Source organism: Shewanella sp. SP1S1-7 (genome assembly GCF_031932105.1).
Lineage (GTDB): Bacteria > Pseudomonadota > Gammaproteobacteria > Enterobacterales > Shewanellaceae > Shewanella > Shewanella baltica.
This window is the reverse complement of the sequence record NZ_JAUOEU010000002.1, coordinates 138563-151822: the sequence shown is the minus strand read 5'-3', so window position 1 is coordinate 151822 and position 13260 is coordinate 138563. Positions and strand designations below refer to the sequence as shown.

General features: G+C 35.7%; 13 protein-coding genes. All 13 read left to right on the top strand.

Annotation, left to right across the window (positions count from 1 at the left end; genetic code table 11):
* Window positions 1–3 precede the first annotated feature (3 nt).
* The 13 genes from Q4Q49_RS02455 to Q4Q49_RS02395 all read left to right on the top strand — a co-directional run bounded on the left by Q4Q49_RS02455 (window position 4) and on the right by Q4Q49_RS02395 (window position 13239).
* Window positions 4–324, top strand: a complete 321-nt coding sequence (locus Q4Q49_RS02455) for a head-tail adaptor protein (RefSeq protein WP_261730701.1) — start codon at window positions 4–6, stop codon at window positions 322–324.
* A gap of 7 nt (window positions 325–331) precedes the next feature.
* Window positions 332–880 (top strand): HK97-gp10 family putative phage morphogenesis protein, encoded by a 549-nt coding sequence (locus Q4Q49_RS02450; RefSeq protein WP_311998549.1) that lies wholly within the window; start codon window positions 332–334, stop codon window positions 878–880.
* Window positions 877–1251 (top strand): hypothetical protein, encoded by a 375-nt coding sequence (locus tag Q4Q49_RS02445; RefSeq protein WP_311998548.1) that lies wholly within the window; start codon window positions 877–879, stop codon window positions 1249–1251. Before Q4Q49_RS02450 ends, Q4Q49_RS02445 begins: the two co-directional genes overlap by 4 nt.
* A 38-nt stretch (window positions 1252–1289) precedes the next feature.
* Window positions 1290–1769, top strand: a complete 480-nt coding sequence (locus Q4Q49_RS02440) for a hypothetical protein (RefSeq protein ID WP_311998547.1) — start codon at window positions 1290–1292, stop codon at window positions 1767–1769.
* Window positions 1770–1861: 92 nt separating this feature from the next.
* Complete coding sequence (locus Q4Q49_RS02435) at window positions 1862–2197, top strand: hypothetical protein (RefSeq protein ID WP_311998546.1); 336 nt, start codon at window positions 1862–1864, stop codon at window positions 2195–2197.
* 23 nt (window positions 2198–2220) lie between these two features.
* A complete protein-coding gene (locus Q4Q49_RS02430; protein WP_311998545.1) occupies window positions 2221–2586 on the top strand; it encodes a hypothetical protein in 366 nt (121 codons plus the stop codon).
* 170 nt (window positions 2587–2756) lie between these two features.
* A complete protein-coding gene (locus Q4Q49_RS02425) occupies window positions 2757–5525 on the top strand; it encodes a hypothetical protein (protein WP_311998544.1) in 2769 nt (922 codons plus the stop codon).
* Between the two features lie 392 nt (window positions 5526–5917).
* The gene (locus tag Q4Q49_RS02420) at window positions 5918–7006 is read left to right on the top strand and encodes a PIN domain-containing protein (protein ID WP_311998543.1); all 1089 of its coding nucleotides are present in this window, start codon (window positions 5918–5920) and stop codon (window positions 7004–7006) included.
* A 177-nt stretch (window positions 7007–7183) separates the two neighbouring features.
* Complete coding sequence (locus Q4Q49_RS02415; protein ID WP_311998542.1) at window positions 7184–8062, top strand: hypothetical protein; 879 nt, start codon at window positions 7184–7186, stop codon at window positions 8060–8062.
* Between the two features lie 787 nt (window positions 8063–8849).
* Complete coding sequence (locus tag Q4Q49_RS02410; protein ID WP_311998541.1) at window positions 8850–9029, top strand: hypothetical protein; 180 nt, start codon at window positions 8850–8852, stop codon at window positions 9027–9029.
* 67 nt (window positions 9030–9096) lie between these two features.
* On the top strand, window positions 9097–11943 hold the full coding sequence (locus Q4Q49_RS02405; protein WP_311998540.1) for a hypothetical protein: 2847 nt from the start codon (window positions 9097–9099) through the stop codon (window positions 11941–11943).
* A gap of 193 nt (window positions 11944–12136) precedes the next feature.
* The gene (locus Q4Q49_RS02400; RefSeq protein WP_311998539.1) at window positions 12137–12706 is read left to right on the top strand and encodes a hypothetical protein; all 570 of its coding nucleotides are present in this window, start codon (window positions 12137–12139) and stop codon (window positions 12704–12706) included.
* Window positions 12706–13239, top strand: coding sequence for a hypothetical protein (locus Q4Q49_RS02395; protein ID WP_311998538.1), 534 nt, complete (start codon window positions 12706–12708; stop codon window positions 13237–13239). Before Q4Q49_RS02400 ends, Q4Q49_RS02395 begins: the two co-directional genes overlap by 1 nt.
* Window positions 13240–13260 lie beyond the last annotated feature (21 nt).

Sequence of the window (13260 nt, the reverse complement as noted above, 5' to 3'; positions counted from 1 at the left end):
TGTATGCAAGCAGGGAAGCTTAACAAACGCTGTGAATTATTCAGAGCAACAGAAATTATTGATGAGATTGGTCAAGTAACAAGCGAATTAAGATCAGTATTAACCATTTATGCAAATGTAACTAAGGTACAACTAGACGAAACGTTGTTTGAGCAAGTCAAAAAGCAAAAAACAAGATACACGATCCATACCCGTTACAATCCGCTTGAAATATTTAATACCGATATCATTGTATATAACAATATTCAGTTAGAGATTTTATCTGTTGATAATGTTGATGATATGAATCGCGAGCTAGTGATCATTGCTCAAGCATTAAAGTGAGGTTCGTATGAAATATAAGCTTACGAATGTTCACGGCTTGAAAGAACTTGACGATGCACTTGCAGAGATTGGTTTAAAAGCAGGCACGAAGATACTGAGGAACGCTGGCAAAGAAGCTATGAAGATAGTTTTAGATACAGCTATAGCATTGGTGCCACAAGATACACAAGTCTTGCGAGACTCATTGTCGTTGCGTGTATCAACATACAAAACAGAGAAAGCAATACAGCGCGAATGCCGTGAATTGAATATATCTGGTGTTGATAAGCCAACAATGGCTTTTAAAGTTGGTAACTTCAAACGCATTAAACACACTGGTACTGACATAGACAGTCGATTTTATATCTTAGCTACTGAGTTCGGATCAAGTAAACAACAAGCAACTCCCTTCTTACGACCAGCATTAGAAAATAATCAAGATTCAGTAATCAACACATTTAAACAAAGTTTATCACTAGGTTTAATACGTGAATCAATGGTTATTGCTGCTAAGAATGCAAGAGCAGTTGCTAAAGCGGCTAAGGCTGCAAATAAAGCAAAAGGAGGTAATCCGTGATTGATATTGCTTTAAAAGATGAACTTGAAAAACTGTCAATGGTTCCTGTTTATTTTATGGTAGCACCTGAAAGTGCAATTGATAACTTTATTGTCATTACACCATTAGCTAACCAATTCAATGCTGCAATGGACCCACGTTACCACGTGAACTTTCAAATATCAGTTTACAACAAGTCAGTTTTAAATGGTCGTATATTACAAGGAGTGATATTCGATAAATTCTATGGGTATTCAGGTGATATCAATAGTGCAAAAGAGAGTTACCGAGTATTGAACGTTAATTTAATGGAACAACAGCCAATATTCGAAAACGACACAAAACTATATCAGTTCATTACAGATATAAATCTAACAATGAATAATAGATAAATTAAACACATTAAACAAAATTAAATAGGAGGCCATGGATGGCTACTACAGGTGTAAGAAGTACAGGTTTACCAACTCGATTATTCGTTGGTGCTTTTGGTGGAGCAACTGCTGATGTGGCAGTACAAGCTAACTTAGTTGGTTATCTAGCGGACATTTCAGGTTTAACTGATACTGCTGGCACAGTAACCGTGAATGAATATGCTAATGGTTATGATAGCCAAGGCTATGCAATCAACTTATCAGGTATCAAAACTGCTGGTCCATACACGTTACTGGTTAACTACGTTATGGATGACGCTGGTTTAGCTCGTTTACAAGCTGCATACGACACAGGCACAACCCATACCGCTGTTGTTGAAATGGGTGAAACTGCTGAATACAAGAAAAGCTCAATTTTAACCGTTGATTGTCAATTAGGTTCATTTGACTTTTCAACAGCCGCTGATGGTGTTCGTCAAGTAACTATCGTTCTGAATATTATTGGCGCGCCACGCAGATCATTAAAAGGTTTCTAATCTTTTATAAATAAGCATAAGTATTTTACAAATAAAATAAACAATAACGAATGAGCAACCAGTTTGAGACCTATTGCTCTAAGGAGAATATAATGGCTAAGAAAGCTAAAACCCAAACAAATGAACTATTGAGCGCAATGTTCAAACCGCGTTTATATAAACGCACGTTATCAAATGGTGAAGTTATCTATCTTCAAAGTATGTCAGTGGCTGATCACGAGGCATTCGTTAAAGAAAACCTAGATAAGCCTGAAGAGATTTTTCCAAAGGGTATTATCTATTGGTTACGTACTGCGGAAGGCGAACAAGTGCTAAGTTCATATGATGATCTTAATGCATTAGATCAAGGAGCAGTATTAGAACTATCAGAAACTATCTTTGAATGGCTTAAAGATCCACTGGGAAAGAACTTAGCGAAGGTAGATTAAACGCGAAGGATCATACGATAGCTTTGTTATGTGATGTATTTAAAAAACTTCCAAGTGATATCAGAGCTATGCCGTATGACGATCAGTTAATATTAGCTGAATATTGTACTGAAAATAAATGTGGTGCTGAGTGGGAAACTCGAAGATTTTATAGAATGATTGATGTTCTATCTGCACCTCATATGACTAAGGGTAAATCATTTAAACCAAGTGATATTTTTCCCGAACAATATGCTCAATATGAAAAAGTGGAAACAAGTGAAGATAGAGTTGCTAAGGCATTCAACGCATTATTTGCTATGGCAGTTGATGAACAAGAAGCTGTTAATGAATCTGAATCAGTGTCTGAATCCACATCACGTACTGCCCTCGCATTAAACAAATCTTAAACAAATCTCAAACTGGGATCATCCCGTTATAAAGCCCTTCGGGGCTTTTTTTTTGATTTTAAAATCATAATAAAAAGCACTGATTCCTGTGTCATATATAAGGAAATTAAGGTTTTTATGAACCAAAAATCAGTGCTTTTTCATCACACCACACATGAAAAGGACTTCATATGTCAAATATTGCAACATTAAGCGTTAGCTTAGTGGCGAACACTGCTCGATTCAGTCAAGCATTGGTTGCCGCTAATACAAGCGCAAAGAAGAATACAAATGAAATAGGTAAAAGTTTAGCGGGTATTGGGTCAGCAGCTGGCGGCATTATGACCCAAGGCTTACAGATTGGACTAGGAGCTGTTACTGCATTAGGTGCCGGTATTATTGCTAATACAATGGACACCGCTAAGAACGTTAAAGAACAAGTTAACTTAGCACGTCAGATAGGCGTGAACGTAAACCAATATAGAGCACTAACAAGTCAGCTAGCTACATTTGGAGTATCAGCTGATGACGCTTGGAGCGCATTAAAAGATCTTAATTTAAAGATTAGTGAACTTGCCATTACCGGTGGCGGTGCATTTAAAGATTTAACTGACTCAGTAAACATCGATTTAAAGCGTTGGAATATGGCTGGACCGATGGAACAGCTACAAATGTTCGCAGATGCCACTAAGGATATGTCAGAGAACAACCGTAGACAGTTCGCAGATGCCTTAGGTAGTGATGCACTGCTGAAGGTTATGGACGCGCTTAAAGCAAGCGGCAAGAGCGTAAATGACATCATTCAAGACTATAAAGCAATGGGCGGTTTCGTTACTGAAACTGATATAGCACTGCTTAACTCAGCCAGCAAAACTTGGGAAAAGCTAGGCTTACAAATCAGCATTATCAGAGAACGCTTTGGTGTTGCATTTGCGCCAGTACTTGAGCCTATTATGAAAATGGCTAGCGATTATTTGCTTGAGATTGAAAGTAAGGAAGGCGGGTTGCGTAAGTGGGCATTAGACACAGCTAAAGCCATCACCTGCACTGTTTATGATGTTATGGAGTTCCTTGTAAACACATTCCAAAACATCTATCGAGCTGTGGTAGAAGTACATAATGCTTGGGCAAACATGCCAGGAACTGATGCAGAGCCAATCAAGCTTGAAATGACCACTGGGGAATTAGAAAAACAGTTAAAAGAACGTTCTGAGGAACTAGCTAAAGCTGAGCAAAGTTTGACTAAAGCACTAACCGCACGTGATGTAACAAAGAAAGTAATGAGCGAAAAGCCGTTGCCTGAGCTTTATAATATTCGTTTGAATAACAATAATGACACTGTTAATAAGAGACAAAGTGAAGTTGATGCATTACTGCTTAGTATACAATCATTAAAAGGCCAAATATCTACATCTGTTGATTCTGGTTTTGCAGGTGGATTAAAATCTTCTCGCGAAAAAACATTAAAGTTCTTCGAAGATCTCGAAAAAGATATAGCAAATAATGCTGGTTCGGCTGTATCAACTGCGACTTCTCCAACGTCAGTTAATAATGGTACTGGTGAAGATACTAGCGGTACAGGCCGTAAAGATGCGTTGGCTGAATACAATGCAATGATAGCTGGTGCTGCTGGTGCAAGAGCTACTATTGAAAACACATATAAAGAATCACTTCTTAAAATAGCCGAACAAAGAAAGAATGGTTTTTTAAATGAAGCAGAAGAAACTAAAGCTCAAGCTATAATGCTAGCCGATTATAACAAGCAAATACTTGATAATAAGATCGGAACATTGGAGCAACTTGGATTAGCGGAAGATGCTAATGCATTAAGATTCCAATCACGGCTTAATGAGATTAACAAGCTTGAACAACAGGGTGAGATTACTAGCACTAAAGCAGGTGAAGCTAGACTGCAATTAGGTGAAGAAATTGCTGAACAAGAGCGTTCATATGTTCAAGAAAAGATCGATCTATTATCTAAGCTTGGCTTGGTTGAGAAAAGTAACTCAATGCAACGTAAGCTTGATATGCAAGAACTCGCTGACCAACAAGCAGCAGGTTTAATAACTGAAGAAGATGCTAACGCAGCACGTATTGAAATGGCGCAAGCTGAAGCACTTGAACGTGCTAATAAACTTGAGGCTTTAGGGTTAGAAACTGAAGCATTGCAAATCAAACAGGAAATAGAACTTGAAAATCTAGCACAAGCTTTTGAAGATAAGCTTATAACTGAGCAAGAGTATCTTGATGCTAGAGCTGAAATGGAAAGCGAACATTTTGAAGCACAGCGCGAAGTATGGGCTGAGTCATTATCTGGCTTTCAAGAAGATATGTGGGGGATGTGGGAAAGTATTAGTGATGGCGTAGGTGAAAGCTTTGCTAATATGATGGTGAATGGTGATGACTTTGGTAAGAGTATGCAGAACATATTCAAGCAAATGGCCGTTCAATACATTGCTGAAAAAGTTAAGATGTTCTTGATTGATAAAATGTATGCTGCAATTGCTGGTAAGACTAACGCTAAGGCGGCGGCAGCTAAAGGCACTGAGAAGGTAGCAGAAGCATCATTAAACGCTTTAACGTCATTTGCCGCAGCTCCGTGGCCTATTAACGTTGGTGCGCCAGCGTTTGCTGCCATGATTGGTGGGTTAGCGGGTGGTATGGCAGGTGGTATGACTGCTGCAGCTGGTGCTGGCGCTAGTGTTATTGGTCAGTTCCATAATGGTGGTGAAATACCAAGTACTGGTACAGCTTATGTTGAGAAGGGTGAGATTATTATCCCAAAACATGAGGCTAAGGCTATTGGTAATTTGAAATCTCTTAAATCAAATGATACTCAATCGAAACCGAATATGAACTTAACTGTTCAAATATCAGCTATAGATAGTAAATCAGTGATTGATCAAATGGATTCAATTGAGGGTTATCTGCAAGAAATGATTCAGAAGCATTCAAACTAAGAAGATTAATGGGCTAGATTACTCCTACCATAATTTTTGCGTACTTTTATTTTTCAAGTTCGAATTCAACCATTCTAGAATAGTTCAATGCTGTTCTTAGTAGAGCAGCATAGTTGATTATAGAGGTTATATTCTTCGCAACACTCCAATAGTCGTACAACTATTAGGTGTATTCTATTTTTTATTAACTGAAAAAAATATAAAAATCAACGCCTTAGTTCTTACGCTGGTTAGGGTAGGTTTAAAATACGCGTTTTTGCGTTATCTCGAATGGTGTATTTTATTAAAAGCTGATAAGTTATTATTTAATATAATCATGCGCGTTTTTACTGATTTAATGAGGTAATCGCACATACGCACTAATACTAATACGTTATATAGCTAGGTAACTTATGAGCGCTGAATTAGAAAGTAGATTAGTTTTCGTTGATACATCAGCATATGAAAGAAAGAATTATCAGTTTAACGAGCATGCGTTAGGTAAGCTTTGTGATTTTCTTGAATCAGACAGGCTTCACCTCTTAATTACTCAAATTACGATCAACGAAATAAAAGCCCACTTATTACAAAAGTCTGAAGAGTCCGCAAAAGCAATAAAGAAAATACAATACGACGCTATGTTCTTAAGAAATACACCTGAGCTTGCGTGTCATGGTATTTTTGAGAAAGTAAAACCAGAAGATATTTATAAAATAGTTTTGGGAAGATTTGAAGACTTTCTAAATAAGAGTTCTGCAGAAATTGTTGATATAAAAAGTGTTGACTCATCAATTGTTTTCGATAAATATTTTAAATCGGAACCTCCATTTGGAGGAGCAAATAAAAAATCTGAATTTCCTGATGCGTTTGTTTTAGAAGCCGTATCTAAAATAAGTAAGGATAGAGGCCAAACTTTATATGTGATCAGCGATGATGGGGATATGCAGAAATATGCAGAGACTTTGGATAATTTGATTCATTTAAACAGTGTAGATAAATTTCTAGATTTGGTAGTGAGGAATGAAGAGGAGCTAAATGAACCTGTTAAATTTGCAGATAGCATTTTTGAACAGCTAGAGGCGAGTTTAATTGAAAGTGCCAAAGGGATAATTGGCGATTCTGAATTCTATTCTGATGCGGCGAATGGTTTTGACGATGAAATATACAAAATTGAAATTGAGTCAATTTGTATAAAGAACAAAAATATAATTTCGGTATCTGGTGAGCAAGCGGAGTATGAGGTTGATTTTAAAGTCATCTTAAAGGCTCAATATTCTATTGCAGACTATGACCGTTCACCTTGGGATTCAGAAGATAAAGTTTATATTTTTTTACTATATAGTCACGTAACTAAAAAGCATACAGAAGTTTTTTCGGCCTATGTGTGTATTGATTATATGGAGGGGATAAGAGCTAATGCTGAAATTACAGAATTAGACTTTACTGAATCAGCATTTGAATTAAATGAAGATAGAAGTGAAATAATTAGTGTGATCAGCTAGATTTAAGTGGTAATTTATCTAATTTTTTAGCTGAACTTAGTTGTGAATATAACAATCATCTAAAGCATCCTGTGTGGTTGGCACGTAATTACACAGCAATTTGAGTGGCAGGGGTTGCCTGCTGCAGTGCTAAGAGTGAGCACTAACAGGCGTACCTCGAAAAATGGAGGTTTAAATTTGAAAAATAATAATTTGATGGAAATACCGTTAAAATCTAGTGGTGAAAACGGTATATTCAATAAATACCACTGGATTAAAGAGGCTGATGGGAAGCTTATCAGTGCAAAGTTATTAAGAGAATGTGCTATTAATAAACAATTAGAATTCGATACATTAAAAGCGAAAAAAAAGATTGATGGAGAAAAGCTTACTTCCAAAGATGTTTTCGAAATATTAAATACTAAGGAATCAGCTAATAAATCTAGCGTGCTTATTTTAGGATATGCACTTGAATTGCTTTTAAAATCTGGTGTTGTGTCTTTATTAATAAATGCGCCTAAGAAATTGCTCGAGAAAAAAGTGAGATCATATAGTCACAATCTGTTAAATCTTGTTTTAGACTTGCATTTCCCACTATCATGTAAAGAGCGCGATCTACTCGAAGTTTTAAGTAGTTATATTATTCGAGAAACTAGATACCCAGTAACCCCTAGTACAATTAATGATTATTGTAAACAGGTTAACCAGATTACAAATTTTATATCTAGTGAAGCACAGTTTATGATGGGCGTTAAACTTTTTGAACGATTAAGGTGCTTTGTTAGTGATATTGATGGGACAGAAGACAATATAAAGATTCATTCAAGAATGGAAATGGAAGGAAATGGATATATAACATTCAGAGTTGGAGGGAGATTACCTCCTGTTTTTATAATAAAATTTTGCCAAAGCCAGATTGATGCGGAAATTGCAAATATTGAAACAGTCAAAGCTTTGATAATTGAAAAAAATAAAGTAAACAAAAGTATCGATTCAAATCTAATGGAAAAAAACTGGGGCAATGCAATTTTTTACATTGTAGACGACACAAAAGGACTAATATCTCACTGCAATTGACGCCATTAAAATTGTTTTTTGTAGTTTTGAGTAATTCGAACAACTTACTTATAACGTACTGCGCAATTGGGTGGGCGTTATACTATTGAAATTTTAATCAGATAGTCGTAAATTAGAACTTAAAATTCTAAACAGAATCTTGTACAAGGGTAAGTTATCGCTGTGATGTTGAATTCATTTTGGATTTTTACACATCTACTATGTTGGAAGTCTAATAAATTTGATGGTCACTATTCCTGTTTGTTCTAACTTTTTATCCCATCTCACTTCTATTATACACAAAAATTAGCTAGAAATTAGATAATTGACGCACAGGCTCTAGTTGTATTGGCTTTCAAATTTTTGAATCTAACTATTACTTACATGTATATTTTTTATTAATTTACGATGAGTTAAGAAGCTACGATTATTGTGTCATATATAAGGATTTAAGGTTTTTATGAATCAATAATCGTAGCTTTTCCCTAATTAAAGTACAAATGTGCATCAACACGGCCGCCGTAACAAATCACATTATATTTGTTATAATAAACCATATGGCTAAAAGTTATAAAACATGCAAAACAATGTATCAACTCGCTTGAAAATAAAGCAAATCCCTCGTTCATTACCACTAAATAATTCCCCTGATTCATAAATAACTATGAAGAAGACAAAAAGTCTTATCAAAATTGTGGTATGACGCGAATTTTATAATAAATCATAGGGCGAGCAGCAATGCTAAGCCCATTTTTTCACGCATATTAAGCAGTATTTCAAGCAACAAGATAAATAAAAGGAAGGGAAGATGGAGATCAATTATGACGCATTGCAATTAGCACAAAAGCGCGGTCCAAAAATCAAGTACACACAGGAAGTTATTGATCAACTAAAGGCACTAGCTAATAAAGGTTATAGCCAAATGAGCATAAGTAAAGCTACAGGTGTACCACAAAGAAGTGTTTGCATGTTATTGAAACGCAAATAATGAATAACAAAAAAGAGATTAAGAAGCCCCAGCGGGAACTGAGGCTTCTACACAACATGGAGTTTATATGAAAAAAAATAGCACAACCAACAATACTATTTATAACTTTGGATTCGTGCCATCTGCAACTAAACCAAATATGTCATTACACAAGGCAACGTGGAATGAACTAGTCGAGTTATTCGAAACACCACTTGAAAGTGACGACAAGTTAAAGGCTACAGGATTTATTGGTTGCTTGATGTCGCAAGCTTATAGAAAAAATGATAACGCTGTACAACGTGAATTTTTTTACTTAGACGTTGATGAAGAAGTATCAATTGAGGCCGTTGAAGCAGACCTAAAGGAGTATACGTATCTACTATACACAACATTTAGCCACACACCACAAAAGCCAAAGTTCAGAGTAATACTGCCACTCACCACTCCATTATCATTTGAACAGTGGAACCTGCGTAAAGACTCAATGCAGAAGAAGTTCAGTTATGCTGATGCTGCTAGTTTTGTATACTGCCAATATATGATTACTCCAGTTGTATCAACCAAGAACAAATCATCATATGTATTCAAAACAAACAATGGTAAGCTTTTTGATGCTTTGGAGTTCAGTGAAAAAGTAATAGTAAAAAATCAGTTCAACGTGACATTAGCACCTGAATCAAATGATGAACTAGTGTTAGGGTTACTGCGATACTTACCAGCTGAAAAATTGAATCATAATGAGAGATACAAACTTTTAGGTTGCATGAAAGCTGTTGGTATTGATGCGAATACAGCAACACAACTAATAATGGCAACTGGCTCTAACCACACCATACAATATTGGTTAACTGAATATAACCGTCTGAATAAGGCATTTTATGGTGCAGGTCGCTTATACAGTATTGCTCAAGTACAACTATATAAGTCTGAACAAAAACAGTTAGTATCAGTATCAGCCAAGAAGGAACGTTCATTTTATGACCAAGTATATAACCTTGAAAGCGAGCAGTATTTAGGTGATGTGATTGATTCTATTGAGTTTGGATATTTGAACTTATTGATCGCTGATTGCGGTACAGGCAAAAACTTCTCTACATCACGCAGACCAACAAATTGGGTGGTAAGCCCACTAAGAATCATTGTTCAGCAAAACGTTACATCAGCTAATGAAGGAAATATTGAGTTTGTTGATGTCAAACTTGATATTGTAGAAGAGAACAAACTCAATATTGATGATGGACGTGCATTAGCAACATGGAACCAATTATCAACAGTGTTAGAAAAACATAAAGCTGGTGATGATTTATCATCACTAAAGAACATAACGTTATGGGTTGATGAAAGTCATGGCTTGTATATGGATTTATACAAAGAGAAGACCCTAAACGTTGTATATGACATTGTGAAATTGAAGCTATTCAAGAATATTGTGTTTATGTCTGGCACATCAGCTGCTGATGACTACCATGTAAAGTTTGATAAAGTTATTAGAGTACAGAAAAAAAACACACCCAAGTATACAACTAAAGTAATTACTAACGACCTACTGAGCTATACAGCCGCAGCAATTGAAGAATCACAAGCTGATGGTATTGTTGTGCTATGGAACAACGTTGATCAAATCAAAAAGCTTGAGCAACTGATTACCAAGAAGCTACTTAGAATCACCTCTAATGATAAAGACGAGCTTCGCGACCAAGCAGATCAACGTTATTTGAAAACTGCTGAGAAGCTACCTAATGGCTATGATGGTATTATTGGGACATATAGTATCGTTGAAGGAATGAACATCAAAAACGTTGTTGATATGGTTGAAGTGTTTGTTGTAGGCGATGAATGCGTTGAACGTATTGAGCAAGTATCGAACCGTTACAGAAAAGCTCAACAAGTGTTTGTTCAACATATAGTATCCCCAGTTCAACCCGATTTAGAATATAGTATTCTAAGCCGTAAGGATGTTGTTAGTAGAGCTGAGACACAAAAGAATGCGTTGAACATTGTATTGCAGTCAGCACCAACAAAAGAAGCTCAATACATGCTAGCGAAAAAGCTTCAACATACTTTATATGATGTAAAGTTTATTTGTGACGCTTATAGCTTAGTGCGAATAGCTAGTGATGATTTTGATGTGAACTATGTTGGTATTGATAATCAGATATCAAATAGCAAGGCGAGATACGACAGTTTGAACTTTGAGAGCTATAAGCAGCACTTAGGCATCTTGAATCACATAGTTAGCTTAAAGTTTGCAAAAGCTTACAAGTTCACTAAAGAAGAACAAGAGTTCATAGACGAAGCTGTCGAAGCGGAGAATGCTAAAGCACTAGCGAGATCACTTGAAGCTGCTATTGTGTGTATTCAAAATGATACTGTTGAAGATGTACTTGAAGAAATAAAGTATAAGGCCTCCGAACAAGTTTTAGTTGGTATGCTGTATCAAGTGTTAAAAGCAAAACACTATATTTCCATGACTGATTTGATCAATATGCTTATTACAAATAATTTCAATAATGTAGAAACTGATATAAAACGTATAACATACGAGAACCAAGTATATAGCTTTCTGCAAACTAACATAAACCTTGGTGATCGTTTGTATAATGATAGCAATAAGCTTGTATTAGCTGAAAGCATAATGGACATATACCGAAAGCACCCAGCACTAAAATCAACTGATATTGATCTAGATAAGGTTGCTAAGTATGAGAACGGAGTAATAACTAGCAAGTCAGCAACAGCAATCCTGAAGCGATACATACAACTGAGCGAACAGAAAGTTACTAAGGTGAATAAGAAAAATGTACGTTATAGCGAAGTATTAGCGAGAACATTATCTGGATACGTACTAGCTAAGCAACAAAGCAGAGATCAGAAAGATCTAAAATTAGCAGTTGATAAGATCAAAGCTAAAAAATCTCAATCAGAAAAATAATTATAGGGCAAAGAATGCCAGTGTTGATGAAGTAATGCTAAGTATTGCTGAATAAATAATAAAAAGCTACGATTATTGGTTCATAAAAACCTTAGATCCTTATATATGACACAATAATCGTAGCCTTTTAACTCACCTATCACCCATTATTCTCCTTTGATAAATATCATACAAGCCAACAAAGGAGAACAACATGGCAGTATTACCAAATACACGCTGGCGTGATAAATCAATTAAGCTAACGTCAATATGCGACATACTTACAGATGAAACATTATCAGGTTCAGTTATTCGAACAAACAGAGGTTATCATCAGTGGGCATTTGAAGGTGAAACTTTAATTCAAAGCCAGTTTGATAGTAAAACTCTATACGCATTTCTAGTAAGCAAAGCAATTGAAGGTGAAAGCTTTAAGGTAATGATCCCAACAGGTACGCAATGCTTATCTCGGATTCATGCACGAAGCGCAACAGTGAAAGCAGTACAACCAGCAGGTGAGAATACAGTATCAGTAACAAGTTTCGGCATCGTACCAGAAGGACGTTATTTCAATTTTAGCAATCACGACAAATTGTATGTAATTGAAAAAGTCGAAGGTAATTTAGTTCATTTTAAGCCCGAACTAAGACAGAAAATTGATACAACTACCACTCTAAGTTTCGAACCATATATATATGGTTATATCAAAAAGAATGATTTCGCACTTGAACCAGACACTGGTAACTATCAGCAATTCAAAATTAATATTTTGGAGGATATCTAATGCTATCAGATGATTTAGAAAAACGTTCAGCATATGCGAACTTCTTATTTGAAATACAACTAGGTAATCGAGAGTTTTATTACACTGATTGCCCATTTGATTTGGAGTTCGAAGGTCAAGTATACTCACACTTGAACATAGTTAAGAAAATAGATAACTCAAAAGAAACAAGCAAACTCGACAATAAAGGAATCAAGTTAACACTTGTCGGATTAGATGAAGTTATTACAAAACGCTTTATTGATTCAGATGTATTAGGAAGTGAAATAACTGTTCTGATCGCATTTAGGGAAGGAGGCAGAATCACAAGTACTTATGTTTATAGCACTGGGTATATTGATAAAGCTAAATTCAAATCATCAGATAAATCTACCGATTTAATTATTGAAACTGCTAGCAAGTTCAAGAACATCAAAAGTAAAGCTTCAAGCCGAACTAACAACAGTGAACAGCAAAGTCGTTATCCTAACGATAATTTTTTCAAATACGCTGCTCAAACTGATATGGAAGTTAATTGGAGTAAGAATAAATAACACACAAGGTTATTAATAACA

Bases quoted from the DNA above. Each gene is read 5' to 3' on its own strand.
- Q4Q49_RS02455 (WP_261730701.1), top strand. From the start codon at position 4: ATGCAAGCAGGGAAGCTTAACAAACGCTGTGAATTATTCAGAGCAACA.
- Q4Q49_RS02450 (WP_311998549.1), top strand. From the start codon at position 332: ATGAAATATAAGCTTACGAATGTTCACGGCTTGAAAGAACTTGACGAT.
- Q4Q49_RS02440 (WP_311998547.1), top strand. From the start codon at position 1,290: ATGGCTACTACAGGTGTAAGAAGTACAGGTTTACCAACTCGATTATTC.
- Q4Q49_RS02435 (WP_311998546.1), top strand. From the start codon at position 1,862: ATGGCTAAGAAAGCTAAAACCCAAACAAATGAACTATTGAGCGCAATG.
- Q4Q49_RS02425 (WP_311998544.1), top strand. From the start codon at position 2,757: ATGTCAAATATTGCAACATTAAGCGTTAGCTTAGTGGCGAACACTGCT.
- Q4Q49_RS02420 (WP_311998543.1), top strand. From the start codon at position 5,918: ATGAGCGCTGAATTAGAAAGTAGATTAGTTTTCGTTGATACATCAGCA.
- Q4Q49_RS02410 (WP_311998541.1), top strand. From the start codon at position 8,850: ATGGAGATCAATTATGACGCATTGCAATTAGCACAAAAGCGCGGTCCA.
- Q4Q49_RS02405 (WP_311998540.1), top strand. From the start codon at position 9,097: ATGAAAAAAAATAGCACAACCAACAATACTATTTATAACTTTGGATTC.
- Q4Q49_RS02400 (WP_311998539.1), top strand. From the start codon at position 12,137: ATGGCAGTATTACCAAATACACGCTGGCGTGATAAATCAATTAAGCTA.
- Q4Q49_RS02395 (WP_311998538.1), top strand. From the start codon at position 12,706: ATGCTATCAGATGATTTAGAAAAACGTTCAGCATATGCGAACTTCTTA.